General features: G+C 66.1%; 25 protein-coding genes. 9 read left to right on the forward strand and 16 right to left on the reverse strand.

The window, feature by feature from the left end; genetic code table 11:
- Positions 1–61: 61 nt before the first annotated feature.
- From LNV28_RS06425 to LNV28_RS06450, 6 genes are all read right to left on the reverse strand, one after another.
- Positions 62–478: an SRPBCC domain-containing protein gene (locus LNV28_RS06425; protein ID WP_263515881.1), complete on the reverse strand. Its 417-nt coding sequence runs from the start codon at positions 476–478 to the stop codon at positions 62–64.
- A 78-nt stretch (positions 479–556) separates the two neighbouring features.
- The gene (locus LNV28_RS06430) at positions 557–853 is read right to left on the reverse strand and encodes a cupin domain-containing protein (RefSeq protein ID WP_263515880.1); all 297 of its coding nucleotides are present in this window, start codon (positions 851–853) and stop codon (positions 557–559) included.
- A 115-nt stretch (positions 854–968) separates the two neighbouring features.
- A complete protein-coding gene (locus tag LNV28_RS06435; protein WP_263515879.1) occupies positions 969–1,304 on the reverse strand; it encodes a hypothetical protein in 336 nt (111 codons plus the stop codon).
- The gene (locus LNV28_RS06440) at positions 1,301–1,846 is read right to left on the reverse strand and encodes a hypothetical protein (protein ID WP_263515878.1); all 546 of its coding nucleotides are present in this window, start codon (positions 1,844–1,846) and stop codon (positions 1,301–1,303) included. Before LNV28_RS06440 ends, LNV28_RS06435 begins: the two co-directional genes overlap by 4 nt.
- Before the next feature lie 49 nt (positions 1,847–1,895).
- Positions 1,896–2,519: a DUF4272 domain-containing protein gene (locus LNV28_RS06445; RefSeq protein WP_263515877.1), complete on the reverse strand. Its 624-nt coding sequence runs from the start codon at positions 2,517–2,519 to the stop codon at positions 1,896–1,898.
- A gap of 34 nt (positions 2,520–2,553) precedes the next feature.
- Positions 2,554–3,057 (reverse strand): hypothetical protein, encoded by a 504-nt coding sequence (locus tag LNV28_RS06450; protein ID WP_263515876.1) that lies wholly within the window; start codon positions 3,055–3,057, stop codon positions 2,554–2,556.
- 359 nt (positions 3,058–3,416) lie between these two features.
- Here LNV28_RS06450 and LNV28_RS06455 point away from each other — a divergent pair, with 359 nt between their 5' ends.
- From LNV28_RS06455 to LNV28_RS06465, 3 genes are all read left to right on the forward strand, one after another.
- Positions 3,417–4,073 carry a DNA alkylation repair protein gene (locus LNV28_RS06455; protein ID WP_263515875.1) on the forward strand — a complete coding sequence of 219 codons (657 nt, stop codon included), beginning with the start codon at positions 3,417–3,419 and terminating at the stop codon, positions 4,071–4,073.
- Positions 4,074–4,136: 63 nt separating this feature from the next.
- Positions 4,137–4,619, forward strand: a complete 483-nt coding sequence (locus LNV28_RS06460; protein WP_263515874.1) for a RidA family protein — start codon at positions 4,137–4,139, stop codon at positions 4,617–4,619.
- A gap of 185 nt (positions 4,620–4,804) precedes the next feature.
- Positions 4,805–5,674, forward strand: a complete 870-nt coding sequence (locus LNV28_RS06465) for a PEP-CTERM sorting domain-containing protein (RefSeq protein WP_263515873.1) — start codon at positions 4,805–4,807, stop codon at positions 5,672–5,674.
- Positions 5,675–5,711: 37 nt separating this feature from the next.
- On the opposite strand, the gene LNV28_RS06470 is transcribed toward LNV28_RS06465, so the two are convergent.
- Genes LNV28_RS06470 through LNV28_RS06490 form a run of 5 tightly spaced genes read right to left on the reverse strand, consistent with a single transcriptional unit; the run spans position 5,712 to position 9,464 of the window.
- Entirely contained in the window at positions 5,712–7,127 is a 1,416-nt protein-coding gene (locus tag LNV28_RS06470) for an ATP-binding protein (RefSeq protein WP_263515872.1), read from the reverse strand.
- Positions 7,124–7,795 carry a winged helix-turn-helix domain-containing protein gene (locus LNV28_RS06475; protein WP_263515871.1) on the reverse strand — a complete coding sequence of 224 codons (672 nt, stop codon included), beginning with the start codon at positions 7,793–7,795 and terminating at the stop codon, positions 7,124–7,126. The genes LNV28_RS06470 and LNV28_RS06475 overlap by 4 nt, the downstream gene beginning before the upstream one ends.
- Before the next feature lie 32 nt (positions 7,796–7,827).
- Positions 7,828–8,580 carry a cytochrome b/b6 domain-containing protein gene (locus LNV28_RS06480; RefSeq protein ID WP_263515870.1) on the reverse strand — a complete coding sequence of 251 codons (753 nt, stop codon included), beginning with the start codon at positions 8,578–8,580 and terminating at the stop codon, positions 7,828–7,830.
- Positions 8,552–9,013: a diheme cytochrome c gene (locus LNV28_RS06485; protein ID WP_263515869.1), complete on the reverse strand. Its 462-nt coding sequence runs from the start codon at positions 9,011–9,013 to the stop codon at positions 8,552–8,554. Before LNV28_RS06485 ends, LNV28_RS06480 begins: the two co-directional genes overlap by 29 nt.
- A 16-nt stretch (positions 9,014–9,029) precedes the next feature.
- On the reverse strand, positions 9,030–9,464 hold the full coding sequence (locus LNV28_RS06490; protein ID WP_263515868.1) for a DUF1924 domain-containing protein: 435 nt from the start codon (positions 9,462–9,464) through the stop codon (positions 9,030–9,032).
- 128 nt (positions 9,465–9,592) lie between these two features.
- Between LNV28_RS06490 and LNV28_RS06495 the strand changes: the two genes are divergently transcribed.
- The 3 genes from LNV28_RS06495 to LNV28_RS06505 all read left to right on the forward strand — a co-directional run bounded on the left by LNV28_RS06495 (position 9,593) and on the right by LNV28_RS06505 (position 13,848).
- The gene (locus LNV28_RS06495; RefSeq protein WP_263515867.1) at positions 9,593–12,145 is read left to right on the forward strand and encodes a cation-translocating P-type ATPase; all 2,553 of its coding nucleotides are present in this window, start codon (positions 9,593–9,595) and stop codon (positions 12,143–12,145) included.
- A 141-nt stretch (positions 12,146–12,286) separates the two neighbouring features.
- Positions 12,287–12,994, forward strand: a complete 708-nt coding sequence (locus LNV28_RS06500; protein WP_263515866.1) for a PEP-CTERM sorting domain-containing protein — start codon at positions 12,287–12,289, stop codon at positions 12,992–12,994.
- A 65-nt stretch (positions 12,995–13,059) separates the two neighbouring features.
- Entirely contained in the window at positions 13,060–13,848 is a 789-nt protein-coding gene (locus LNV28_RS06505) for a substrate-binding periplasmic protein (RefSeq protein ID WP_263515865.1), read from the forward strand.
- Here the strand turns inward: LNV28_RS06505 and LNV28_RS06510 are convergent.
- Complete coding sequence (locus LNV28_RS06510) at positions 13,787–14,677, reverse strand: MBL fold metallo-hydrolase (RefSeq protein ID WP_263515864.1); 891 nt, start codon at positions 14,675–14,677, stop codon at positions 13,787–13,789. The two genes, LNV28_RS06505 and LNV28_RS06510, sit on opposite strands and share 62 nt — an antisense overlap.
- A gap of 88 nt (positions 14,678–14,765) precedes the next feature.
- On the opposite strand from LNV28_RS06510, the gene LNV28_RS06515 reads away from it, so the two are divergent.
- The gene (locus LNV28_RS06515; RefSeq protein WP_263515863.1) at positions 14,766–15,773 is read left to right on the forward strand and encodes a GlxA family transcriptional regulator; all 1,008 of its coding nucleotides are present in this window, start codon (positions 14,766–14,768) and stop codon (positions 15,771–15,773) included.
- Positions 15,774–16,015: 242 nt separating this feature from the next.
- Here LNV28_RS06515 and LNV28_RS06520 read toward each other — a convergent pair whose 3' ends face one another.
- Positions 16,016–16,894: a hypothetical protein gene (locus tag LNV28_RS06520; RefSeq protein ID WP_263515862.1), complete on the reverse strand. Its 879-nt coding sequence runs from the start codon at positions 16,892–16,894 to the stop codon at positions 16,016–16,018.
- A gap of 447 nt (positions 16,895–17,341) precedes the next feature.
- Here LNV28_RS06520 and LNV28_RS06525 point away from each other — a divergent pair, with 447 nt between their 5' ends.
- Positions 17,342–19,783, forward strand: a complete 2,442-nt coding sequence (locus LNV28_RS06525) for a GGDEF domain-containing protein (RefSeq protein ID WP_263568752.1) — start codon at positions 17,342–17,344, stop codon at positions 19,781–19,783.
- Positions 19,784–20,060: 277 nt separating this feature from the next.
- Here the strand turns inward: LNV28_RS06525 and LNV28_RS06530 are convergent, their stop codons facing one another.
- Together LNV28_RS06530 and LNV28_RS06535 are read right to left on the reverse strand one after the other, a co-directional pair.
- Entirely contained in the window at positions 20,061–23,684 is a 3,624-nt protein-coding gene (locus LNV28_RS06530; protein WP_263515860.1) for a bifunctional diguanylate cyclase/phosphodiesterase, read from the reverse strand.
- A gap of 15 nt (positions 23,685–23,699) precedes the next feature.
- Positions 23,700–24,521: an alpha/beta fold hydrolase gene (locus tag LNV28_RS06535; RefSeq protein ID WP_263515859.1), complete on the reverse strand. Its 822-nt coding sequence runs from the start codon at positions 24,519–24,521 to the stop codon at positions 23,700–23,702.
- Here LNV28_RS06535 and LNV28_RS06540 point away from each other — a divergent pair.
- Positions 24,520–24,684, forward strand: coding sequence for a hypothetical protein (locus LNV28_RS06540; protein WP_263515858.1), 165 nt, complete (start codon positions 24,520–24,522; stop codon positions 24,682–24,684). The two genes, LNV28_RS06535 and LNV28_RS06540, sit on opposite strands and share 2 nt — an antisense overlap.
- Positions 24,685–24,741: 57 nt before the next feature.
- Here LNV28_RS06540 and LNV28_RS06545 read toward each other — a convergent pair whose 3' ends face one another.
- Positions 24,742–25,086: a low molecular weight protein tyrosine phosphatase family protein gene (locus tag LNV28_RS06545; RefSeq protein WP_263515857.1), complete on the reverse strand. Its 345-nt coding sequence runs from the start codon at positions 25,084–25,086 to the stop codon at positions 24,742–24,744.
- Positions 25,087–25,096: the final 10 nt, after the last annotated feature.

Below are 25,096 nucleotides of genomic sequence, written 5' to 3' on the forward strand. Positions count from 1 at the left end.
CGGCGCTCATTGGCCGGCGAACGCTAAGACATGCGGGCCGGTAAGGGCCCACGATTGATGCCTACTCGCTGGCGACTTTGCCCTTCACATGGCACGCAAAGTTGTCCAGGATCGCCTGCCAGCCCGAGCGCTGTTGTTCTTCCGAGTGGGTGGCTTCGCCGTCAAAAGTGACCGTTACGTGGATGCCCGCGGCGCTCTCGGTGAATTCGACCAAGCCGGTGCGATCTCCAAACACATACTCGATCCGCTGTTGCGGAATGACTTGCGTGTACTCGCCCGCGAAATCAAAGCCGAAGGAGCCGTCCTTGGCCTCCATGCGCGAGGAGAACTTGCCGCCCGGCCGCAGGTCCACCGTGGCCGCCGTCGTGTGCCAATCCGGCGAGGCCGTATTCCAGACCTTGATGTCCTCCGGCGTGGTGTAGGCGAGCCAGACCTCGGGCAAGGGGGCGGGGACGAGGGTGGAGACGGTGATTTTCATGGGTGGCTCCGGTGGATGGGAGGGTGAGACCGAGGTCAGGGGGCTGATCAATCAATGGAACGGAAAAATCCAGGGGCGTCACTGGTCGATGATGACCAGCGTTCCTTGGCTTCCTGCGGCGACGGCGTGTGGCGTTCCAGCGGGAACCATGAAAACCTCGCCGGCCTGAACGCAAACAGTCTTGCCGGCTATCTCCAACTTCATCTGGCCTTCGACCACGAGCAGGGCTTCGACAAAGTCATGCACTTCATTTGGATACGCGGAGGCATCCATGCGCAAGACCTTGATGTTGGATCCAGCCACATGGCCGAGCACCTTGGATCTCCACGGAAGAGGAAGGGCATGGGCTTCTTGTGACAGCTTGATGGTGCTCATGGGCGAGACGGTGTGAGGAGTGAGACCTCGAAGGGTCAGGTCTTGCTATTGGAGCTTGAAACGGCGGGAATTCTCTGCAGGGTCCTTGGGGACGTTCTCGGATAGGCCTCGCGGTTCACGAAGCAGTGACCTTGAAAAAGGCATAGAGGATCAGCAGCATCGCCACCCCCACGAAAGCAAGGGCCAGGCCCGTGGCGACAAAGTTTGATGCTGTGCGAAGCGATGGATAGCGCGACAGCATGCGAATGGCCTGCGGCAGTGCAAAGAGCAGCGAAATCAGCCCAATGACCAGGGCTGCGGAGAAAACAAGAATGAGCGCAATGAGGTTGCCGTGCACATTCCAAGCATGTCCGGCACCCTCCGCAGCCAAGGCAAAAGCAAGGACAGAAACAGGCGCCACCCAGGGCCAAAGCAGCTTGGTCCTGGGAAACTCACTCGGCTTGGGTTTCACTTTGCAGCGGCGCCCCGTTGGGCGCATCGGGTCCACGCCGGTGCCTTGGCATGAATGACAGCAGCCTCGTCGTCATCGGGCGGGACGGGCTCGAGCTTCACTCTCTGAATCAACTTGCCATCGCTCAGCCGGCGCATTTCGAAGCCAATGGGTGTGGATCCATGGGGAAACTGGTAGCGATAGACCACGGCATCACTTCGCGGGCTGAAGCACCATTGGTACACCATGCCGAAGTGTCCGGCGAAGCGCCGAATCTTGTTTGAAGCACCCAACACGACCAATTCGATGGGCTGGGAGTACGAGGCTCCTTGATCCGGATACAACGCGAGCCACCCGACATGACGCCAGTCTGCAGAGATGGCTGGTTTCTCGAATCCGTCTTGGTTGTCGAACTTGGGAGCCGACAAGGCACGGCCGTCAGTTCGCAGCACCTTCAGCTTGGAACCATCGGACTCAAGCTGAATCGCGCTGAAGCCCGCCGCTTGGACGGATAGAGATGCCAAGGCAGTAGCGGCGAGAATGAGGAACTGAGGGATGTTCATGTGATGCGTACCGTTGAATTTCAGCGGCAACAGATGGCATTCGTTTGAATCAAGTGTCAGTGCTTACAAAGTCCCAATCATCACCGCTATCACCTGCCAGCCAGTTAAGCCCATGGTGGCGCTCTTGGATGATTCCAGCGTCAAGGTCGGGGGGCGTCGGGCGGCCGTGGATGCGGGCATCTCTGGCCCTCCAGTTGGCCTCTTGCGCATCCTGGCGGGCATCGAGCAAGGCATCCCGGCTGCGAAGTTTGGCCGACGTAACAAAAGCAGCCGGCGATGACCAAATGCCGCTGGAATTGACGACGCCAGCCATGTCCATCTGAGTATTCGGCGGTGGCATCTTGTCGATTTGATGCAGCGCCCACAGCAGGGGAACGAGCGCCTCAGAGCGCCAGCTGAACGCGATTCGCTCCTGCCTGGGTGGCTTGACGCTCTTGAGAAAGGCTGCTTCGCTCCTCGACAAATAGGCCGTGACTTGATGGGCTTTGACCCAGGCAGAAACACCTGGGTGCGCCAGCGCATGCCGCACAACGGCAAGCAAGGCCAAGCTTCTGAAGGCCACTTGTTCAGGCGTTCTGATCTTCACAGTGGTCTGCGGGACGGTTTCAGTCCCAGCCATGGCAGCAAGCGGTGATGTGGCAATCAGAGTGACAACAGCACGGCGGGAAAGCATCAGACACTCAGAATTTGTCCCCTTGATGGGGTGGTTAGCTCGCATTGCCGCCACCAGAATGCAAGCTGCGCAGGCCGACGACCGCGACACCAAGCGCCGCCAACACCAGCAGTGCAAGGTGCAAAGTGCCGAGCGGAATCACGCCAAGCAAGGGATTCGCTGAGCTGAAAGGGGAAAACGGCTGAATGTCGGCGTGCATGACGCTGTCCAGCACCACGTGCGAGTACGCGCCGAGAGCTGCACCCAGCGCAACAGGCGGAACCAACAGCGATTGCCAGCCGAAGGGATTTGGCAGCCAGAACTTGGATGCGAACGACCGCAAGACCAAGAAAAGCGCGACGGTCGCCACAACCATGAGCGTAGCGCCGACGAATGTATGCATAAACGCGTGAACTGGGTGCTGGCCTAAGACAAGGTTGTATAGCGATTCGACATCAATGAGCACATTCGCCGCGCAGAACGAAAGAAAACTCACACGCTTTGGCGCTGCGGAATGCAGCGCTGCGCCGAGACCAAAGTGGAAGGGAGTGACTGGCATGTCTTGATTCGGGCTAACTTGGCTACGTGGCCCAATCGGCGCTGCATAGTGCCGTGAGCGCGCCATAACGCCGGATGGCCTCGGAAGTCTAAGCGAATGATTTGACTCGGAATTGGTGCTGAAGGTCCTGCCGGGCGCATTCCTTGTTGCATGGCAACACCGCCAGCCTGGCCGGCTCGCAGGCGCCTCATGTTTCCGCACCCAGGCTCGGCAGATACGCAGCCACCGTGTTCGAATGCATGATTGAGCTCCAGCCAGCCAGCGAACCCCAACCCGCCATGCCGCCCGCCAAGCCACAGCTTCGCCTCGTTCCTTCCTCACCATCCCGCCCCACGCTCGCTCAGCGCCTGCAATCCACCTTGTCCCGCTTGCAAGCCGAGGCGCGCCCCGAGCAGCTGGCCGGCATGGCGCGGTTTGGGCTGACGGGGGTTGGCCGCCTGGGTCTGGCCGTGCCCACCTTGCGCGCGCTTGGCAAGGAGCTGGGTTGCGACCATGAGCTGGCGCTGGCGCTCTGGGACAGCGGCATTCCGGATGCGCAGATCCTCGCTTCCTTGCTCGCCGATCCGGAGCGCCTGAGCGCGGTCGAGATGGACCACTGGGCCCAGGGCATGCAGGCCTGGGATGTCTGCGACCAGGCCTGCCTCAATGCCTTTCGGCGCACGCCGCTGGCCTGGGGGCGCATCGAGGCCTGGGCAGTGGCCGAGCCGGAGTTCGTCAAGCGGGCGGCGTTTTCGCTGCTGGCGGTGCTGGCCGTGCATGGCAAGGTCTACGCGGATGCTGCCTTTGCCGCCCAGTTCCCCCTGATCGAAGCCGCCGCGGCCGACCCGCGCAACTTCGTCAAGAAGTCGGTCAGCTGGGCGCTTCGCCAGATCGGCAAGCGCGACCCGGTGCTGCGAGCACAGGCCCTGACTGTGGCCAATCGACTGCGCGAGCGCCCCGAGCCCAGCGCGCGCTGGATCGGCTCCGACGCCTGGCGCGAGCTGAACCCCGACCGCAAGAACACCCCCACCGCCTGAACCCGCCCCTTCACCTGTTCACCTGTTCACCTGTTCACTCCCCCTACACCCAAGATCAAACCCATGACCGCCGAACAACGTCTCGCCCAGCTGGGCTTGGTCTTGCCGCCTTGCAGCGCGCCCGTCGGCAGCTATGCCGCCGCCTTGCGCAGTGGCTCCCTGCTGTTCCTGTCGGGCAAGGCGCCGTCGCCGGTCGACGGGGTTTTGCCCCGGGGCAAGTTGGGGCGCGAGTTCAGCGCCGAGCAGGGCTATGCCTTCGCGCGCTCGGCCGCGCTGGAGCTGATCGCGGCGCTGCGTGCCGAGCTGGACTCGCTCGACGAGGTGGCCCAGTTCGTCGAGCTGCAGGGTTCGCTCAACACCGTGCCCGAGTTCGAGGCCCATGCGGAGGTGCTCGACGGGGCGTCCGATCTGTTGCTGGCGCTGTTCGGCCCGGCTTGTGGCCGCCATGTGCGCTCGGTGGTGGGCGTGTGTTCCTTGCGCAAGGGCGTGCCGCTGACGCTCAAGGCCACCGTCGAGCTTCGCCCAAACCTGGGTGGCAAGACCTGACCCCGCGGCGCGCCACGGGGCAGAGGTGCGATCCGCGGTGAATTGGCCGGGGTTTTCCCATGTCCTAGGGGGGACAAGCTCGGCCCGAGGCGATACCCTCGCAGCAGACCTGTCGTCGCAGTGCCTTGCCCTTTAGGCGTGGTCTTCAATGCTGTTTTTTGACGAAATAAAGTGGAGTGCCCCCGATGAAGAACATGTTTGCCGCTGCTGCCTTTATGCCCAGCCGCCTTGCCATCACCGCCCTGGCCGCCGCCAGTGTGTTCTTGGGCAGCGCCGGCAGTGCCTTGGCCACGCCCACGCTGCTGGTGGACCGCGGCCTGCCCACGGCCAACCTGAACAGCCCGGTCGGCAGCCCGCGCAGCAACACCGCCGTCAATGTCGGCGCGCCGCGCGAATTCGCGGGCGACGACTTTCAGCTGGGCGACAACCTGCTCGGTTGGAACATCAACAAGCTCAGCACCTGGGTGGTGGGCGGCGCCACCGACAGCTTTCTCGGTGACCTCTACAGTTCTTTGGCTTTCTACATCGGCGATGCCGATGGCGACGGCATGCAGCGCCTGGCCTTCTCCAACCTGAGCGCCGGCAGCGACGCCACCCCGGGCAGCGGCCCCAGCATCAGCGCCACCCGCGTGGCCTATGTCGATGGCAGCACCTTCGACAGCCCCGAAGGCCCGCGCGCGCTCTACCGTGTGGACTTCGACAACCTGGGCCTGCACTACGCATCCAACACCCTGGTGCAGTTCGGCATCGACCTCGAGGGCGGCCTGGGCACGGTGGCCCATGCCAGCAACGCGGCCCTGAGCGGCTTGCCGCAGGCCGGCGCCGACGGTCAGTACCGCCAGTTCAAGCTCAGCGACAGCATTCCCGGCACGGCCGATTTCACCGGCTTTGCCTGCACCGGCCAGGACGCCGGCTGCGTCGGCGGCGCTTTCCGCAGCGATGTCAACGTCCAGGTCTTCGGCAACCGAGTGCCCGAGCCGGCCAGCTGGGCACTCAGCGGCATGGCCTTGCTGGCCCTGGCCGCCACTCGCCGCCGCAGCCGCCCGAGCGTCTAAGCGCAAGGACGCCGGCCCGTGCCGGCGCCATGCTTGATCAGCCCGGCGGCGCCCAGCTGACGCGCACTTCCAGCCCGCCCAGCGCGGCGCTGCGGCCGACGCTGATGCGGGCTCGGTGCGCTTCGGCAATGCGGCGCACGATGGACCAGCCCAGGCCGCTGCCTGGCTGCGGGCTGCCCAGGGCGCGGAAAAAACGTTCTCCCAAACGCGCGAGCTGGGCCTCGTCCAGGCCGGCGCCGCTGTCGGCCAGCTGCAGCTCGACCTGGCCCGCTACGCCGCGCAGCTGCAGCTCGATGCGGGCGCCGTCGGGGCTGTAGCGAAGGGCGTTGTCGAGCAGATTGCGGATCAGCACGGCCAGCAGGGCGGGGTTGCCCGGCACCGTGCAAGGGCCGCTGCAGTCCAGGCTCAGGTCCTGGCCGCGCTGCAGCGCCGTCGGCGCGAGCTCGGCCGCCACCTCGCGGGCCAGCAGGGCCAGGTCGACCGGCTGGCCTGGCAGCAGGCACTGCCCTTCATGTTCCAGCCGGGCCAGGGTGAGCAGCTGCTCGACCAGGCGGCTGGCGCGCTCGCAGCCTTGCAGCGTGGCTTGCAGGGCGGCCGTTTGGCCCGCGCTGTCCTGCTGGCGCAGGGCGCCTTGGGCCACTTGCGCCTGGGCGCGGATGGCGGCAATCGGGGTGCGCAGCTCATGGGCGGCGTCGGCGGTGAAGCGGCGCTCGGCCGCCATCATGGCCTGGCTGCGCTGCAGCAGCTGGTTCAGGGCCAGCAGCAAGCCTTCCATCTCGCTGGGCGTGTCGCGCAGCTGCACCGGTTCCAGCGCGTCCGGCGCGCGCTGCGCCAGCGTGCGGCTGAGTTCGCGCAGCGGCCGGGTGCCGCGGCGCACCGCCCACCAGACCGTGGCCGCCAGCAAGGGCAGGGCCAGCAGCAGGGCGCCGAAAGCCCCGCGCAGCAAGGCCATCAGGATCTCGCCACGCGAGCGCTGCTGCTCCGCCACATAGACCTGCACATCGCGTTCGGCCCCGTGGCTGGCGAACACCCGCCAGGTCTCCCCGGCGATCTGCACCGAGCGCAGGCCGGTGCGAAAGCCTTGCTCCTCGCCCACCATGGGCTGCAGCGGCGCGTTGCGCGAGCGCAGGCTCAGCCGGCCTTCGTGGAAGACCTGGAAGGCCACGCGCGGCGCGTAGCGGTGCAGCTCGGGCGCGGCCTCTTCCAGCGCGGCCTCGCCCTCGCCATCGCTCTCGTCATCTTCGCTCTCATGCCCCAGCAGCCGCGGTTGCTGCGCCACCAGCAGGGCCGCCGCCTGGGCCAGGTGGGCGTCCAGCAGCTCGTCGAGTTCATGGCGCGCGTCGAACCAGACGGTGGCGCTGACGGCCGCCCAGATCAGCAGCACCAGGCTCAGCACCAAGGCCAGCAGGCGGGCTTGCAGCGAGCGCGGCGGCAGCCAGTGCAGCGTCTTCATGCGCCGGGCCCGGTTCGCATCAACACATAACCGACACCGCGCACGGTTTGAATCAGGCCAGCGCCGAGCTTCTTGCGCAGGTGGTGGACATGCACCTCGACGGCATTGCTCTCCACCTCCTGGCCCCAGCCGTAGAGCTGCTGCTCCAGCTGCTCGCGCGAGAGCACGCGGCCGGCGCTCAGCATCAGGGCATGCAGCAGGTCGAATTCGCGGGTCGACAGCGGCACCGGCTCGCCGGCGCGGCTGACCGTGCGCGCGCCCGGGTCCAGGCAGACGTCCTGCGCCTGCAGCAGCTCCTGGGCCTGGCCATGGGCGCGCCGCACCAGGGCGCGCAGGCGAGCGCCGAGCTCGAACAGGTCAACCGGCTTGAGCACATAGTCGTCCGCGCCCAGGTCCAGGCCGCGGATGCGCTCGGGCACGGCATCGCGGGCCGTCAGCACCAGCACCGGCACCTTGACGCCGGCTGCGCGCAGCTCGCTCAGCACCTCGAAACCATCGCGCAGCGGCAGGCCCAGGTCGAGCACGGCGGCGGCGTAGGCCTCGCTGCGCAGTTCGCGGCTGGCGGCCAGGCCGTCGCGCACCCAGTCGACCTGAAAGCCCTGCTGGCCCAGGCCGGCGCGCAGGCCGTCGCCAAGCAGGGGATCGTCTTCGGCAAGAAGGATGCGCATGGGGCTATTTTGCGGCCGTGTGGCGGGCGGCTTCAGTCATCGTCCGAATCGTGGCCGGCGCGTTCTTTGCGCAGGCTGCTGCTCTGCGTGCTGCCGTCCGGGCTGGCGGCGGGCGCTTGCTGCCACTGCCAGGCCCAGAAGGCCAGCACCAGAGCGACGATGGCCAAGCCCAGGGGCAGCAGATTGCGCTGCACCAGGTCTGGGCCGCGCCCGGGGGTCTTGCCGCTGATCATGGGCAGGGCCAGGTTCTGGCGCCGCAGCAGGCTGACCCCTAGTACCAGGCCCAGGTGGGCCAGCACCAGCAGCAGCACAAGATTGCCCGTCAGCTCATGGGCTTCTTCCATCACATCTTCCAGCAGCGTGCCCCACCATTCCTGCTCCAGCACCACGCCGCTGAAAGCACTCAGCAGCACGGTGGCCAGCATGGCGACGATCAGCAAGGCATTGAGGGCCTGGAAGCTGGCCTGCACCTGGCCCTTGCCCTCCAGCCAGGCGCGGGCCTGCTGGGGCAGGGCGCGCAGCTTGCCCGTCCAGACCGAGGCGCGCACGCGCCGCGGGCCGACGAGGGCCCAGAGCAAGCGGGCCAGCACCACGCCCAGGGCGGTATAGCCGAGGGTGATGTGAACCAGATGCCAGCGCTCGCTCTCGGCCGTCAGGTAGGCGCCGCTGAAGCTCAGGGCCAGCAACCAGTGCAGCACGCGGGTCGGCGCGTCGATGACACGGCGCTGCGGAGCCGGCGTGCCAGCCGGTGTGCTCTCACTTGGGAATGCGGATGCGGTGTTCATTGAAGTCTCCTTGCTCGGCGCCGCCATGGCAGGCGGCACAGTTGGCGGCGCTCTTGATGGAGGCGCGCTTCCAGGTGGCGGCGGGCACCTCGTCGTGTTCGCGGATGAACCAGGCGCTGCGGGTGATGCGGTCTTCCGGCGGTGCTTCGCGGGCGCGCTTTCCGCCGCTGCCGGCATGGGCCGTCAGCCACTGGCTCAGCTGGGCCACCGTGGCCGGGTCCAGCGAGGCGTCGCTGCCGTAGTGTTTGGCCAAGTTCTGACTGATGCGCTGCCAGGACGCCGCCGGCAACAGGCCCGGCGGGTAGGCAATGTGGCAGGCCGCGCATTCCTGCTGGTAGGCCGGCAGCAGCGGCACGCTCAGGCGCCGGCCTTCGTCGGCCGGGCTCAGCACTGGCGCCAGGGCCAGGCAAAGAAAAAGAAAGCGGGTCTTCATGGGTGGGCCTCCGGGCTCAGGGCTTCAGCGTCATCAGCCAGGCCAGCACATCGGCCTTCTCGCCGGCGCTGCACTCGCGTTCCAACACGTCTTTGCAATTGCGGCGGAACCACTTCTCCACCTTGGCCGGCTCGCTGAAGCGGCGTGGGTTGAAGGCCGGGGCCAGGGCGCCGATCTCCTTGCCGGTGCCGGCATGCTTGCCCGCCTGGGTGGGCAGAGCCTGGTGGCAGGAAGCGCAGCTCCACTCGCCGCCATGGCGCTGGGTGAAAAAGGCCTGGCCGCGGCGGGCATCGGCCGGCGCGCGGGCGGCGGCCACATAGCCGTCCAGCAATTCGGCCGGTGTGGCGGCCCGGGTGGGCACAGGCAGGCTCAGCGCCAAGGCCAGTGCCGGCAGGCTGAAAAATGCGGCGGGCCAGAGGCGGCTTGCTTGGGGATTCGGAGCGTGGGACATGGTGCATTCCTCGTTCAATGCATCCATGCTGCTCGCCCAGGCTTAGCGCTTTCTTAAGCGGCGCGGTAAAGCCGAGCGCGGCGCTCTCCTACATGCCTGTGTCACGGCTCTGGCCATACTCTGTAACCATGAATGCACCCCAAGCAGCCGCAACGGACGACCTGGAAAAAACCGACAGCCAGGACGCCGGTCTGAGCCCGGCCGAGGCTGCCCGCCTGCTGGCGCAAGATGGGCCCAATGAGCTGAGCCCGCCCAAGCACCGCACGGTCTGGCACATCCTGGCCGAGCTGATCCGCGAGCCCATGCTGCAGCTCTTGCTGGCGGCCGGCGCCATCTACCTGCTGCTGGGCAACCGCGGCGAGGCGCTGATGCTGCTGGCTTTTGTGTTGCTGACGGTGATCATCAGCGTCAGCCAGGAGCAACGCACGGCCAAGGTGCTGGAAGCCCTGCGCGACCTGACCAGCCCGCGCGCCCTGGTGCGGCGAGGCGGGCAGACCCTGCGCATCGCCGGCCGCGAGGTGGTCTGCGGTGACCTGCTGCTGCTGGAAGAAGGCGATCGGGTGGCGGCCGATGGGCAGCTGTTGAGCAGCCATGACCTGCAGACCGACGAGTCCCTGCTCAGCGGCGAATCGGCGGCGGTGGAGAAGCGGCTGGGCGGCACGGCCGAGCAGGCACGTGTGGTCGGCGGCTCCCTGGTCGTCAGCGGCCAGGGCTGGGCACGCGTGACGGCCACCGGCCCGCGCAGCGAGATCGGCCGCATCGGCAGCTCGCTGGCGGAGATCGAGATCCCGCCCACGCCGCTGAACCAGCAGACGCGCCGCCTGGTGCGCCTGTTCTCCATCCTGGGCCTCAGTTTGAGCGTGCTGGTGCTCTTGCTCTTCGGCCTCTTGCGCGGCGACTGGCTGGGCGGTGTGCTGGCCGGCATCACCCTGGCCATGTCCATGCTGCCGCAGGAGTTCCTGCTGATCCTGACCGTCTTCATGGCTATGGGCGCCTGGCGCTTGTCCAAGCAGCGCGTGCTGGCGCGGCGCGCCGCCACCATCGAGACCCTGGGCGCGGCCACCGTGCTGTGCAGCGACAAGACCGGCACCCTGACCGTCAACGAGATGGCCGTGGCCGAGCTGGCCCACCTGGGCGAGAGCCCGGCCCGCTGGGTCAGCGCGGAGGGCCAGCCGGTGCCCGAGGCCTTGCTGGACCTGCTCGAAGTAGCCCTGCTGGCCAGCGAAATCGCGCCCGTCGATGCCATGGAACGCGCCCTGCATGGCCTGGCCGAAGTACAGCTGCCCGCCGGGCGCCACCATGCCGGCTGGAACCTGGTGCACGAGTACGGGCTCAGCCCCGAGCTGCCGGCCATGAGCCATGTCTGGCAGGGCGAAGGCATGGCCGGTTCGCGTGTGGCCGTGAAGGGCGCTGCCGAGGCAGTGGCGGCGCTGTGCGGCCTCAGCGAGGCGCAGCGCGCACAGGTGGCGGCCGAGACGCAGGCCATGGCCGAGCGCGGTCTGCGTGTGCTGGGCGTGGCGCGGGCCGACACCCCGCTGCGCGCCGCCCCTTGGCCGGCCGGGCCGCAGGACTTCGAGCTGCAGTTCCTGGGCCTGCTGGCTTTTGCCGACCCGCTGCGCCCCGAGGTGCCCGAGGCGATTGCCCAGTGCCGCGCCGCCGGCCTGCGCGTCATCATGATCACCGGTGACCACCCGGCCACGGCGCGCGCCATCGCCGCCCAGGCCGGCCTGAACACCGAGCAGGCGCCCATCACCGGCACCGAGCTGGCGCAGATGTCCGACGCCGAGCTGAGCCAGCGCCTGGCCCAAGCCAGCGTGTTCGCCCGCATCAAGCCGGAGCAGAAGCTGCGCATCGTCGAGGCCTTGAAGGCCCAGGGCGAGGTGGTGGCCATGACGGGCGACGGCGTCAATGACGCGCCGTCCCTGAAGGCCGCCCATATCGGCATCGCCATGGGCGGGCGTGGCACCGATGTGGCCCGCGAAGCGTCCAGCCTGGTGCTGTTGGACGACCAGTTCTCGGCCATCGTCGGCGCGGTGCGCCTGGGCCGGCGCATCTACGACAACCTGCACAAGGCCATGGCCTTCGTGCTGGCCGTTCATGTGCCGATTGCCGGCCTGTCCCTGCTGCCCCTGTTGTTCGGCTGGCCGCTGCTGCTGTCGCCGGTGCACATCGCTTTTCTGGAGCTGCTGATCGACCCGGTCTGCTCCATCGTCTTCGAGGCCGAGGAAGAAGAGGCCGATGTCATGACGCGGCCGCCGCGCGACCCGGCCGCGCCGCTGTTCTCGGGCCGGCTGATCGCCTGGAGCGTGGCGCAAGGCTTGCTGATCCTGGCGGTGGTGGGCGGCTTGTACGCATTTCTCTTGCAGCGCGGCCTGGACGAGGCGGCCTTGCGCGCCACCGCTTTCGTCGCCCTGGTCAGCTGCAATATCGCCCTGATCCTGGCCAGCCGCAGCCTGGGCGGGCGCTGGCGCGAGGCCCTGCTGCGCCCCAACCGCGTGCTCTGGCAGGTGCTGGCCGCCACCGCCGCGCTGCTGGCCGCCGTGTTCTGGCTGGCGCCGCTGCGCGAGGTCTTCCGCTTCGGGGCGCTGAGCCCGCAGTTGCTGGGCTTGGGCCTGGGCTCCGGCCTGGTGATGTTGCTCCTGCTGCTGAGCTTGCGGCGCTGGAGTGCGGTGCACCCCTAGTTTGTCGGGCCTGCCATGGCCGGTGTGGGCGAAGGAATGCGTAAGGACTGGGTGAGGGCGGGCAGGGCCTGCGGGCTGTATGCCGGCCTTCGTTTTTCTCAAGCAAATCCCCTTACAAATCCCCTTACCCAGGAGTTCGCCATGAACCGTCTTGCCTACTTTTTCTCTCGCTCCTTGCTCAGCGGGGCTGCCGCCGCCGCCTTGACCTTGCCGGGGGCCGCCGCCATTGCCGCCCCGGTCTCACCCACCTCCTACGACATGCCCAATGGCTACGGCATCGCCAGCGGTGGCAGCTACAACTACTGGGACCGCAGCTACACGGGCAGCGGCGATACCGAGCTCGACTTCGCGCCCCTGAGCGGCGGCCTGGGCGACTTGACCGACGGCGTCTTCGCCACCGAGCGCTGGGACCAGGTCGAGAACCTCGCCGGCACCGGCCCCTATGTCGGCTGGGCCTTGATGGACCCGGTCATCACCTTCCACTTTGGCGAAACCCTGGTCTTCAGCCAGCTGACCATCTGGCATGACGATGCCAATGGCTATGGCAATGTGGCCACGCCTCAGGGCTTCATCGTCACGGTGGGTGGCCTGTCGCAGACCTTTGCCGTCATCGACCCGCCGGGCGACGCACCGTTCGCCTCGGTGCTGAACCTGGGCCCCGGCTTTGTGGGTGACAGCCTGCAGCTGCAAGTGCTGCGCTATGACTCCGCCACCATGCTCAGCGAGGTGGCCTTCGAGGCCCAGCCGGTGCCTGAGCCGGCCAGCGCTGCCCTGCTGGGCCTGGGTTTGGCGGCCGTGCTGGGCTGGTCGCGCTCGCGTCGTCGTTCAGAGGACGCATTGACGGGCTGAAGCTGAGCGGCCGTGATAGCCTTCCACCGTGGTGTCAAGTCAAACCATAGTGGAAGGCAAGCTCCATGAGGATGCTGAAACGCTCGGGCGAGGGTGGCTGCAGCAGCTGGGCTCGATGGGGCCTTTGCGCGGTGTTCATGCCATTGACGATGGTCACGGGCTCCGCCCAGGCCGCCGACGTGCGCATGGCCTTTGGCGAGAAGATCCCGCCCTTTTGCTTCCCCAAGACCGACAGCGGCATCGAGCTGGAGGTCATCCGCGGTGCTCTGGCCTACAAAGGGCACCAGCTCAAGCCGCAGTACTTTCCCTTCGCCCGCATCCCGGTGTCCTTCCGCGACGGCACGGTCGATGCGGTCATGACCGACCTCGGCCAGGACCTGAGCCCCGCCGGCGGCCACTACGCCGACCCAGCCGTGCTCTACGACAACGTCTTCATCACCCTGAGCCGGCGCCAGCTCAAGATCAGCACGCCTTCGGATCTGAAGGGGCTGAGCGTGGTGTCCTTTGCCGGTGCGATCAAGCGTTATCCCGAGTGGCTGGAGCCGGTGCGCCGCGCCGGGCTCTACACCGAGATCAACGACCAATCGGTGCAGGTCAAGACCTTGATGCTGGGCCGTTACGACGTGGTGCTCAGCGACCGCAACATCTTCAAGTACTTTGCCCTGCAGCTCAAAAGCGAAGGCTTCACCGAGCTGCAGCCCGCGGACGAAACCGCCTTCGTCAAGCTCAACCCGCAGGACTACCGCCCCGTCTTCCGCGACCCGCGCATCCGCGATGACTTCAACCAGGGCCTCAAGCAGCTGAAGGAATCGGGGCGCTTTCAGGCGATTTACGACAAGTACCTGAAGGACTGAGTCGCTCGTCGTTTGCGCTTGCGCCGGCTGGGAAGCTCAGCGTGTCGCCATCCTCGGGCACCCAGACCCGAGCCTGCAGCCCGCGCGCCAGCGCTAATTCGCGCACCCGTGCTCGCGTGCCCGGGCAATGGTCCAGCGCCTCCAGATGGTTGGCCACGATCTGCGTCTGTGGGCACAGAGCGGCGGCCTCGATCAGCTCTTCGGGCGTCAGCAGGATCTCGGCGCCCAGGTCGAAGCGGGCGCCGCCGGCCGGCAGCACGGCCACATCGGGGCGCAGGGTGCTCAGGCAATCGCGCAGCGGCTCGCACATCACCGTGTCGCCGGCCAGGTAAACGCTGGGTTCGCCGGCCACCTCGATCAGATAGCCGTGGCCATGCTCCATCAGCAGGCCGGCGATGCCGCGGCCATGCACGCAGGGAATCGGCGTGATGAAGGCGCCGCTGAGTTGGGCGGGCAGCAGAGGCTGGCGGCCCGGGCCTTGCAGGGCCTGCACCTGCAGGCCGCGCTGGCGCAGGTAGTCGGCATCGCGCGGCATGGCCAGCACGGGCACGGCAGCTTCGCGCAGCCAGCGCTTGCCGGCGCGGTCCAAATGGTCGAAGTGGCCACGCTGGCAATGCGTGATCAGGCCGTGGCTGACGCGGCCTAGCAGGGCCTCGCTGCCGGGCGGCAGTGGCACCAGCGGATTGCGGCGGCGCTGGCCGCCGAAGTAGCGCAGGGCGGGCAGGGCGCCGGCCTCGGCCAGCATGGGGTCGACCAGGAGCACGATGTCCTGACCCTGGATGTGGAACTCGAGCACGACCGTGGCATTGCGGAGCTGGGTGATCTTCATGGTGGACCGGTGTGAGAGGGGATGGCGCCATTGTTGAAATTTCAGGCTTCTCGCAAAATGGCTGAATCGGAAATTAAATTATCCATTCATGCCATCTTCAATTCGCCGCACGGCCGCGGGCCCGCCCTTCACCCTGGGCCTGCTGCTGTTCGAGGGATGCATGCCGGCCGGGCTGTTCGCCGTGGCCGATCTGCTGCGCGCGGCCAATCTGCGCGCCGGCCGCGAGTTGATGCGCTGGCGCTGGCTGACGGTGGATGGCCGGCCGGTGAACGGAAGCCAGGGCGGGCCGACGCTGACGCCCGAGGGCGCCTTGGTCGACAGCGCGGATGAACTCGATGCCCTGCTGCTGCCGGGGCTGTGGGTCAGCTCGCTGGAGGGCCTGCAGCAGACCTTACAGGCGCGCCGGCCCGAGATCGCCGCCCTGCGCGCCTTGCCCACCCGTTGCGCGCTCTGGAGCTACTGCGCTGGTGTGCCCTTGCTGGCCGCCAGCGGCCGGCTGAACGGCCGGGCGGCCACGGCCACCTGGTGGCTGGCGCCGCAGCTTCAGGCCTTGTTCCCTCAGGTGGCCTGGCAGTTCGACGAGGCCTTGGTGGACAGCGACAGCACGGTCACTGCGGCCGGGGCCAACGGCTACCTTGCCCTGATGCTGGACCAGTTGGCGCGCCGCATGGAGAGTGAGAGCCTGCGCGAGGTGCAAGAGGTCTTGATGCTGCCTCAGCCGCGCCAGCGCCACTCGGCCTTTGCCGCGGTCAGCCTGATGGCCCTGCGCGAGCCTTGGCTGCGCGAGCTCTTGCTCTGGGCCCAGCGCACCCCGGCCATGGCGCTGACCGTGCCGGCCGCCGCCGCAGCCTTGAGCCTCTCACCGCGCACCCTGAGCCGCCATGTGCAGGCCGCCACCGGCCTGCCCGCCGCCAGCTGGCTGCGTCGCGTCAAGCTGCGCCAGGTGGCCGAGCGCCTCTCGCGCGGCCCCGAGCCGCTGAAGCGCCTGGCCGAAGACCTGGGTTTCAGCACCGAGGCGGCTCTTCACCGCATGTTCAAGCAGACCACGGGGCTCACGCCGCAGGGCTATCGGGGGCAGTATCGGCAGGGTGCCTAGGGAAGCTCTGCATAAATCAGCCCGGCCCCTGCTAGCGCGGCCTCGGGCGGTCTGCGGCCTTGCACTTCTCGCCAATAGCTACGGCTATTGGCTTCAAACTGTGCCTTGCAGCCCATCCCGATCCGCACTACATGGTCTCGCCCCGATTTACGCAGAGCTTCCCTAGAGCTTCTGCGCCAATCGGCTGTCAGCCGACCCCGACCATTCGCGGGCGGGCGGGGCCTCAGTTTCTGCCGGCGAGATCAAGGACCTACAGACGCCTTCGCCTTGGCGGCGTCTGCAATCTTCTGCGCCGCGGCCTGGGCGGCGGCGGCCTGCGCGCTGTTGGGTGCGGGCATCTTGATCTGGCCGCTCTTGCCGAGGGCTTGCAGGTGCTGCGGCCCGCCCGCGGAGAGCAGTCCGAAGGCGAGCAGATAGCTGAGCCGCTCCTCGTAGCTGAGGCCCCAGGCGGCGTCCGAGAGCCCCGCATTGATCAGGGTCATGTGATCGCCTGAATTGGCGTCGCGCCGGATCGCGTTGCGCAGCTCCGCTTGCAGGGCCTCGTCGGCCTGCTCGAAGCGCCGTTCGCCGGCATAGGCTACGCCCGCGCCAGCGATGCCGCCGCGCATGGCCTGCAAGGCCAGTTCTGGCAGCAGGGCCTGGTGTGGCGCCGTGACGGTCTGGCAGCGGCGCGCTTCGGTCTGTGCTTCAACGATCAGCCGCGTCATGACCTCAGGCACGGCGCCGTTGTCTCGCGCTTGCTGGTAGGCCAGCATGTTCGAGGCGTTCTGGCGGCAAGCCTGCAGCCAGGCCACAGCTTGCCATGCGGCCTTGGGGCTTGCGCCGTCACGGGCGCGATCGATGTGCGGGCCGTAGCCCTCCGAGCCAATCGGTGAAGCCTCAGGCCGGCGTGCCTGCTCCCCGGGGGCTGAGGCCGCCAAGGCAGCGTTGCCAACAGGCAAGGCCGCAGGCGCTGCGAGCACGGCTTCTGCTGCCTTGGGCGCTGTCGCCATGGCTTGTTCTTCTTTGGGCATCGGCACGGTGTCGTTGCTGGCGGGCCACCAGAACCACGCGCACACGGCCAGAGCGCCGATGAGCACGAGGGACGTGGCGGCGCGGGTCGGAAAGGGAATCGAAGACATGTCCGTCCAAACGGGCTTTGTATAAGGCGCTGAGGTGCGAAGCGTAAAGGGGGAAGCTCAGGTCGGAAATTCTCACACTGGCTGGCCCGCCGTCTGTGGGCTCCGTCGCATCATTCAAGCAGACCACGTGGATGGCGCCGCAGGGGTGCCGGGGGCGGTATCAGTAGGGGGTTCAGTCGATGCTTGCCCGATAAGGGTCTTGGGCCTAGGGATGAGGCGGAAGAAGACGGCCATTGACCTGAAGCTGTCAGAGATTGAGCGGCGCAATGTTCAACTGGCGAGCGACATGCGAATATCAAGCCGCGATTCATTGCTCATCTGATGGACCCTAGTGATCGGAGAACGCCAATGCACGATCCACAGGAATTTTTTGTCACGACTGCGGCGCTGGCGCGCCTGGAAACTCGCGTGCTTGTGTCCAGTGGCGCAAGTCGCCTGCCAAGCCTGATGGATCTCGCCTGGCAGCTGCGTCAGCGAGACACGCATCGGGCCTTGGCGCTGGCTGAAGAAGCGGAGTCCGCACTGGCTGAAGCGGCCTTGACAGGCGCTGCCTTGGCGCGTGTTTTGGGCCGCCTGCTCTTGCTTCGGGCCGAAGCGAAATGGTTGTTCAACGACCTCGACGGGAGTCGAGCGCTGGTCGCGCTTGCATTGCAGGAGTTTTCCGGTCAGAGCGAGGGCTGTGTCGATTCGATCGGCTTTGCTGACGCCAAGTGGCTGCAGGCATGCTTGGCGTATGACTGCGGTCAGAGCGCGGCGGCGCGAGAAGCGCTGGAGGCCATGGCCGGCGCGGCCCGGGAGCTTGATTCCGTGCGCTTCGTCGTGGCGCAGGCCACCTTGGCACGAGACGCTGCGTTCAAGGATGTCGCAACTGCGCAGCAGATCTGGGAGGCAGAGCTGGCGCGCTTCGCGGAGATACCGCAGCCGGCAGCCGTTTTGGCCATCGAGGACTTCAAAGGCCTGGTCGCATCCTTGCGCAGTGACCATGTGGAGTCGATCCGTCACAAGTCGCTCGCCTATTCACTCGCCTTGGATACGGGGCAGCTCAGGCGCGCCATCATCACCGCCACCAATATTGGCGGCAGCTTTGGGAATCTGAACGACCATCATGCTGCGCTTGAATGGATGCAGCGTGGACTTGAATTGGCCCGAGCCTGTGGCTGGCCCGCACGGGTCGGCGGCGCGCTCATGCAGACCGCTGAAACCCAACGTTGCCTGCACCGATATGACGCCGCCGCAGCCATGCTGCAAGAAGCGCTCAGCCTCCTGGGCCCCCTGCATGCATCGCGCAACTACGCCATCGCCTTGCACTATTTGGCGGACGTCGAGCTGGACCGCAAGCGCTACCGAAGCGCTCTGGAGAAGTTTCGGCTGCTTGAGCAACGTGCGGCTGCGCTGGACGCGAACGATCTTCTGGGCGTGGCCAAGCGGGGGCAGGCCAAAGCCTTGCTGGAACTGGGCGAGCCCGAAGCTGCCCTACAGGCGGCCGTGGAGGCCGTGGCCGGAGCCACAGCCGATCCGATCCGCAAGATCGCGGCCTTGAGGGTTCTGGCTGAGATCTACGCGCGCCATCCAGTGGCGCCGCTGGCAGGCATGACGGCGGAGAACGCCTCGCTTCATTGCTTGCAGCAGGCCTTCGAGCAAGCCGCAGCCATCGAGAACTACACCCCGCCCGGGGACCTTTTTGAAGCGATGGCCCGCGAGTACGCCAAAGTCGGCGACACGGGGCGTGCCTACCAGCTCGCCTTGCAGTCGATTGAGGTGAGAGAGAAGACCCACACCGAGGAGGCCAGCAGCCGTGCCAACGCCATGCACATCAGTCACGAAACCGAGAAGGCGCGAGCCGAGAGCGAGCACCAGCGGCAGTTGGGTGCCGCCCATGCGGAACGTGCGGAAGCACTTGAGCGACATAACGCAACTCTAGAGCGGCTGAGCGCAGCTGGGCGACTCATCACGGGCCATCTGATCGCCGAAGGTATCTACGCGGCCTTGGATTCCCATGTCCAAGCCTTGCTGGGTGGAGAACGCCTCGAGATCTATATGCTCCTTGCGGACGGCTCCACCCTGCGGAGCGTGTACGGCGATGACTGCGGAACGGTCGTGGCGCCGCATGAGTTCGATCGGGGCGATGCTTCAGCATTGGTGGCGCGCTGTGCCCAGGAACGCAGTGCGGTCACTCAGTCAGGCACATCAAAGGCAGGCGAGTTGTTCGGTGAACGACTGGCGGCGCCGCTGCTGGTGGGCGAACGGCTTCTCGGTGTCATGTGCATCCAATCCCAGCGCAGGTCTGCTTTCGCCGAGCACGACAAGTCCATCTTCAAGACCCTGTGTGCCTACGGGGCCGTCGCGCTGGCCAACGCGGAAACACAGGCACTGCTGATCGAGCAAAACCGGTTGCTTGAAAAGATCTCAACCTCAGACCGACTGACCGGGCTTTCAAACCGCTTGCATCTGGATCGGGTGTTGCAGGAGGAAGGGCTGCGGAATGAGCGCTATGGCTCCGAGCTGTCCATCATCTTGCTGGATGTGGACCACTTCAAGTCGGTCAACGACACCCATGGTCATCAGGTGGGCGACTCGGTGCTTGTGGCCATGGCGGAAGTGCTGACCAAGGGATCCCGCACGGTGGATGTCGTCGGGCGCTGGGGTGGCGAGGAGTTCTTGATCATTTGTCGCGAGACGAATTCGCACGGCGCCATGGTCCTTGCGGAACACCTGCGCACCCTGATTGCCGCGCACGACTTTCCGGTGGTGGGCGCAAAGACAGGCAGCTTTGGGGTTGCGAGCTTGGACGAGCAAGGCGGCATCGAGGCATTGATCGCGCGAGCCGACGCTGCCTTGTACAAAGCAAAGCAATTGGGAAGAAACCAGGTGCAGTTGGGTGCCGTGTGAAACCCGCTTCAGGCGGCGCGAACGGAGGTTTGGATGCCTGAATTGGCCGGCGGGCTTGCGCAAGCTTGGCGCCGGTCGACCGCGCAAGAGTGGCCAGGGGCTCGGCTCAGCGCATGGATTCGACGGCGTGAAGACCAGAAATCTGAGGCATGCCTCCGGCTCCTGCTCCGGCCTTCGGTTTCGGTGTGCCCGAGAACCATGGCTGCTGCGATCAGTCCTTGTTCTTCGCCAGGCGCGCCACGATCTTTATGAGCGTGGCGCAGCGATTCTTTGTTCTTCAGGTGACTGCTTGTGCCCTGGCTTCGAGCAAGCCGCTGATGGGCTCGGGTTGGTGCAGAAGATAGCCCTGCGCATAGTTCACCCCGATGGCCTGCAGGCGATCCAACACGTCCGCCTTGTCCACGAACTCGGCCACGGTCTTCAAGCCCATCAGCCGCGCGACATCGATGAAGCAGCGAACTGCAGCGTCGTTCAGCGGGTCACTGACCAGGGTGCGGATGTACTGTCCGTCGATCTTGAGGTAGTCCACCGGCAAGGCCTTCAAATAGCCGAACGAAGAGGCGCCCGCACCAAAGTCGTCCAGCGAAACCTTCACCCCTGCTGCTCTGACCTGCTCGATGAAGACCGCCGCGTCGGCGAGGTTGGTCACTGCAACGGTCTCGGTGATTTCAAGGCACAGTTTGGAACAGACCGCGGGCCCCAGCTGGGCGAGCAGTTCGCAGGCCCAGGCATGGAAGGCCCGGTCCCCGACCGACTGGCCTGAAAGGTTGACGCTCAGGCTCTCGATGCGCTCGGGTGAAGCCAGGTTTCGCAGCCAATGGGCCGATCGGCTCAGCACCCAACGATCCACCCGCGAGACCAAATGAAAACGTTCGGCCGCAGGCAGGAAGGAGCCAGGCTGAACCAGGGTTCCATCTGCGTTGCGCATGCGCAGCAGGACCTCGGCGTGAATGCCCTGCGCTTGCCCCTTCAGGCATTCGATGCGTTGCGCGAACAGCTCGAAGCCATCGCCATCCAGCGCGCTCTCGATTCTGGACGTCCATTGGATTTCGTGGCTCCTGGCGCGCATGGCGGCGTCGCTGTCGAACCAGGCGTGGACTCGATTGCGACCCGCTTCTTTGGCGGCGTAGCAGGAGGTGTCCGCGGCCTGCTGGATGGCCGAGGTGCTGGACCAGCGCTTGTCCACGGGCACGAGGCCGATGCTGGTGCCAATGCGGAAGCGCCGGTCCTCGTGGACGAAGCGGAAATCATCCATGCGGTCGCAGATCTTTTGAGCGACGCGATTCGCCTGCTCCATCGTGCAGTGTTCCAGGATGATCGCGAATTCATCACCGCCGAGGCGCGCCAGGGTGTCGCGAGTGCGCACGGCATCGGCCAGCAGCTTGCTGACCTGTTGCAGCAGCTGATCGCCGATCGCATGGCCACAGGCATCGTTGACCAGTTTGAACTGATCCAGATCGATGTACATCAGCGCGTGATGGCTGTCGTTCTCCTGCGCTTGGCGCAGCGTGCGCAGCATGCGAGTCTCAAACTCGGCCCGATTGACCAAGCCGGTCAGCGCGTCGTGGGTGGCGCGATAGGTCATCTCGCCGCTCAAGCGCCGCTGCTCGCTGACGTCATGGAACACCAGAACGACGCCCAGCATCTCTCCCTGCGCGTTCAGGATGGGGGCGGCAGAGTCCTGGATGCCGTACTCGGTGTTGTCCCGCGAGATCAGGATCGTCTGGTGAGCCAAGCCGACGATGCGGCCTTCGGCCATGCACGCTGCCACCGGATCAGGTGCGGGTTCGCGGGTCTCTTCATTGAGGATCTGAAAGACCTGCAGCAGCGGCCGGCCCAGCGCCTCCGAGGACAGCCAGCCCGTCATCCGCTCGGCCACGGGATTGAGCCAGTTGATCAAGCCGGCGGCGTCGGTCGTGATGACCGCGTCACCAATGGACTCCAAGGTGACCCGCATCAACTCGTGCTGTTCCGCCAACTCTGCGCTGAGGCGCAGCACGACCTCGTCGCGGCGTTTGCGCTCCGTGATGTCGATCTGGATGCCGAACACCCATTCCGGGCGTCCGTTTGCCGTGCGCGTGATCAGCCGCCCGCGGTCCTCGACCCAGATCCAATGACCGTCGCGGTGGCGAAGGCGCACCTCAGCCACGTAGGCGTCACTGTGCCCCTTGAAGTGCTCGCGCAAGAGCTTTCGCGTCAGAGGCAGTTCGTCGGGGTGTGCAATCTCGGCGCGGAACTGATTCGTCACAGCGCCGATCTCTTCGACGGACCAGCCCAGGATGGCGGCCCAGCGCGAGTTGACGATCACCTCTCCGGTCTGAACGTTCCACTCCCAGGTGCCGGCGTTCGTGCCTTCGATCAGATTGCGCAGGCGCTCGTGTTCCTTGGCGAGTTCTCGCTCGGCACGCCGACGCAGCGTCACGTTCTGCACCACGGTCAGACTGCGAACCGGTTGGCCGTCCGCGTCGCGCTCGAGGATGGCCGACATCAGCACATCCACAAGCTCGCCCGTCCGCGTCACCATCTGATACGCCACGTCGTCGCAGCGGCCGGTCGCAAAGAAACGAGGAAGCACCTCTTGCCCCGAGTGAATGCGGGACTCTTCAGTCAAAAAGTCTGCGGACGGCCGCCCGATCACCTCGTCGCGGCGGTAGCCCAGGCAAGCCAGCCAGGCATCACTGACGTGCAGCAGGCGGCCTTGGGCATCGATCGAATGCAGCATGGCCGGCGTGGTTTCGTACATCGCCTGCAAGCGGTCTTGCGCCAGTTCCAGCGCCAGTTGCTGTTCGCGGCGCTGCGTGATTACCTGGACGGTCCCGCGCAGGCCGGTGATCTGACCCGACATGCCGCGAACGGTTTCGCCGCGGGCCTCCAGCCAGCCGCCCTGGCCGCTGGGCTGACGGTAGCGAAGCTCCAAGGTGTAAGGCTCGCCGGTCTGCAGCGTGCGCCCCACCTGTTCGCCGAGCCTGGCGTAGTCCTGCGCTTCGTAGAGGCTGGCCTGCTCTGCGAAGCTTGGGGCGGGCGCCTTCGGGTCGCAGCCCAAGATGGCATACATCTGCGGCGACCAGACGACCCGGTCACCGTCCACACGCCAGCTCCAACTGCCGGTCTGCCCCAGTCTCTGCGCCTCTTCGAGTGCGAGCTGCGTCGACTTGAGGGCGGTGACATCACTGACCGTCGCGAAGAAGCCTCGAACCTCCCCGTTGACGAGGTCCGGTATGTAGTGAGCCCAGGTGTGGCCGATGCTGCCGTCGGCTTTGGTCAGTTGGCGCTCAAACTGTTGTTCCTGGCCCGCCAGCGCGCCTTCGATGTAGACCGCATTCAAGCCGAACACATGCTCGCCCAGCAGGTCTCTCAGCGACACACCCAGCAACTCATCGGGGCGCCGCCCAAACCAGTCCTCATACGCTTTGTTGGCGAAGCGGCAGCGCAGATCCTTGTCCCAGTAAGCGACCAGCCCTGGAATGGCGTCCGTGATGGCCTTGATGAAGCGCTGGCTCTCGACGAGTGCCCGATTCGTCGCTTCCGCCAGATTGCGCTGCTCGACCAGTTCGGCCTCGAAGCGGTGGCGATCTCGCGCGGCAAACAGGGTCCAGTAGTACGCCGGTTGGCCCAGATGCGCACCCAGCCTGCAATTCAACAGCACGGGCACGCGCGTCCGGTCGGCGCAGCTCAGCTGAAGGTGAATCTCCTGAATGCGCCCATCGCGCAGCAGGGTCGGCCACACATGGGTTTGCAAGAAGATGCGGCCGGCGGGCGGCAGCAGGTCTTCGATCGACGCACCGATGCGGCTCTCGCGCGAGCCGCCCGCCAGGATCAGAAGCTCAGAGTTGACGTCCAGTACGCGGCCCGTTGCAGCCGTGATCACCACGGCGCACGGCAGCTCGTCCCACGGCGTCATGGCGAAGGCTTCATATCAGGCGGCTGAGGCGGCGGTGGACGAAGCCAGGTATTCCTGCATCGCCTCGATCACCAGTGCGGGGTTGCTCATGTGTGCGCAATGACCCTCCACCTCAAGGATGCGCAAGGTGCTTGCCGGCATGTGGGCGTGCAGATACTCACCGACGCTCACGGGGGCCAGGTTGTCGCGGTGGTGCTGCAAGAGCAGCGAGGGCCGTGGCACCTTGGGCAGGTCCGCGCGGTTGTCCGCAAAGAAGGTGGCGCGCGCGAACACACGGGCCACCGCAGGGTCTGTGGAGCAAAAGCTGTCGTTCAGGGTGCTCGCCACTTCGCCTGCTCCGGAGGCGCCGGCGACGACAGGCGCCAGGTACTGGGCCCAGCCCATGTAGTTCTGGTCCATCAGGGCCAGCAAGCCCTCCAGATCTTCGCGTTCGAAGCCACCGAAATAGCCGGGCGGATCGTTCAGGAAGCAAGGCGATGGGCCCAGCAGGATGAGTTGGCTGAACAGCTCAGGCCGCGCGATCGATGCCAGCATGCCAATGCTGCAACTGACGGAATGGCCAACGAAGGTCACTCCTTCGTGCAGCCCCAGCGCGTCGCAAACCTCGACGACGTCTCGGGCGTAGCCACTCAGGTCGGTGTATCGCTGGGTGTCAAAGGCGGCACGATCCGAGTGGCCGCTGCCGACGTAATCGAACAGTACTTGACGGTGCGTGCCGGCAAAGGCGGGCGTGACGCGGCTCCACATGTCCTGGTTGCAGCCGAAGCCATGGGCATAGAGCAGCACGGGCCCGGTCTCACCGATGACCCTGACATTGTTTCGCTTCAAGATGTTCATGGAACGCTTCCTGGTCAAACGGGCCGGCCAAGGGCACGACCAGCAGTTGCTCGTTCTGCTCTGCAGTTCAAGGGCAGGCTGCGCGCAGTTTGAGCAAGATTCTGCACTGGGCGGCTCGCCGGTATCAGTGAAAGAGCTCTCCTTTCCCATGCAATCAATATGAGTCGGCACGGGAGAGAGGCGCTGGCCCCGCGCCAGGGCGGCCCGGTTTTCGCCGTGCTCAGGCAGATCGCTCAGCGGCCCGCGGCAGAAAGCTGTCGACTTTTGCATGGAGCAGCTTGACCAGGGCCGGGTCCATGAACTTGTAGTTGTCGGGGATGTTCAGGCAGATCACACGCTTGCCGAGCAGATGGGGCTTGAAGTCACGGGCCAGTTTGTCTTTGTGGCTGCGTTCCATCACAAAAATCAGGTCTGCCCACGCCAGCAACTCAGCTGTCAGCGGATTTTCAGCGCCATGGTTCAGGCCGGCTGAGCTGCACTCGATGCCAGGATGCTCGGAAAAGATCTGCTCGGCCGTGGGGCTGCGCCAGCGGTTCATGCTGCAGATGAAGAGAACGTGTTGCATGTTCTTGACG

The organism is Paucibacter sp. DJ2R-2 (assembly GCF_025717675.1).
GTDB lineage: Bacteria > Pseudomonadota > Gammaproteobacteria > Burkholderiales > Burkholderiaceae_C > Paucibacter_A.

Bases quoted from the DNA above. Each gene is read 5' to 3' on its own strand.
- LNV28_RS06425 (WP_263515881.1), bottom strand. From the start codon at position 478: ATGAAAATCACCGTCTCCACCCTCGTCCCCGCCCCCTTGCCCGAGGTC.
- LNV28_RS06430 (WP_263515880.1), bottom strand. From the start codon at position 853: ATGAGCACCATCAAGCTGTCACAAGAAGCCCATGCCCTTCCTCTTCCG.
- LNV28_RS06440 (WP_263515878.1), bottom strand. From the start codon at position 1,846: ATGAACATCCCTCAGTTCCTCATTCTCGCCGCTACTGCCTTGGCATCT.
- LNV28_RS06445 (WP_263515877.1), bottom strand. From the start codon at position 2,519: ATGCTTTCCCGCCGTGCTGTTGTCACTCTGATTGCCACATCACCGCTT.
- LNV28_RS06450 (WP_263515876.1), bottom strand. From the start codon at position 3,057: ATGCCAGTCACTCCCTTCCACTTTGGTCTCGGCGCAGCGCTGCATTCC.
- LNV28_RS06460 (WP_263515874.1), top strand. From the start codon at position 4,137: ATGACCGCCGAACAACGTCTCGCCCAGCTGGGCTTGGTCTTGCCGCCT.
- LNV28_RS06465 (WP_263515873.1), top strand. From the start codon at position 4,805: ATGAAGAACATGTTTGCCGCTGCTGCCTTTATGCCCAGCCGCCTTGCC.
- LNV28_RS06470 (WP_263515872.1), bottom strand. From the start codon at position 7,127: ATGAAGACGCTGCACTGGCTGCCGCCGCGCTCGCTGCAAGCCCGCCTG.
- LNV28_RS06475 (WP_263515871.1), bottom strand. From the start codon at position 7,795: ATGCGCATCCTTCTTGCCGAAGACGATCCCCTGCTTGGCGACGGCCTG.
- LNV28_RS06480 (WP_263515870.1), bottom strand. From the start codon at position 8,580: ATGAACACCGCATCCGCATTCCCAAGTGAGAGCACACCGGCTGGCACG.
- LNV28_RS06485 (WP_263515869.1), bottom strand. From the start codon at position 9,013: ATGAAGACCCGCTTTCTTTTTCTTTGCCTGGCCCTGGCGCCAGTGCTG.
- LNV28_RS06490 (WP_263515868.1), bottom strand. From the start codon at position 9,464: ATGTCCCACGCTCCGAATCCCCAAGCAAGCCGCCTCTGGCCCGCCGCA.
- LNV28_RS06495 (WP_263515867.1), top strand. From the start codon at position 9,593: ATGAATGCACCCCAAGCAGCCGCAACGGACGACCTGGAAAAAACCGAC.
- LNV28_RS06500 (WP_263515866.1), top strand. From the start codon at position 12,287: ATGAACCGTCTTGCCTACTTTTTCTCTCGCTCCTTGCTCAGCGGGGCT.
- LNV28_RS06505 (WP_263515865.1), top strand. From the start codon at position 13,060: ATGAGGATGCTGAAACGCTCGGGCGAGGGTGGCTGCAGCAGCTGGGCT.
- LNV28_RS06510 (WP_263515864.1), bottom strand. From the start codon at position 14,677: ATGAAGATCACCCAGCTCCGCAATGCCACGGTCGTGCTCGAGTTCCAC.
- LNV28_RS06515 (WP_263515863.1), top strand. From the start codon at position 14,766: ATGCCATCTTCAATTCGCCGCACGGCCGCGGGCCCGCCCTTCACCCTG.
- LNV28_RS06520 (WP_263515862.1), bottom strand. From the start codon at position 16,894: ATGTCTTCGATTCCCTTTCCGACCCGCGCCGCCACGTCCCTCGTGCTC.
- LNV28_RS06525 (WP_263568752.1), top strand. From the start codon at position 17,342: ATGGATCTCGCCTGGCAGCTGCGTCAGCGAGACACGCATCGGGCCTTG.
- LNV28_RS06530 (WP_263515860.1), bottom strand. From the start codon at position 23,684: ATGACGCCGTGGGACGAGCTGCCGTGCGCCGTGGTGATCACGGCTGCA.
- LNV28_RS06540 (WP_263515858.1), top strand. From the start codon at position 24,520: ATGGAACGCTTCCTGGTCAAACGGGCCGGCCAAGGGCACGACCAGCAG.
- LNV28_RS06535 (WP_263515859.1), bottom strand. From the start codon at position 24,521: ATGAACATCTTGAAGCGAAACAATGTCAGGGTCATCGGTGAGACCGGG.
- LNV28_RS06545 (WP_263515857.1), bottom strand. From the start codon at position 25,086: ATGCAACACGTTCTCTTCATCTGCAGCATGAACCGCTGGCGCAGCCCC.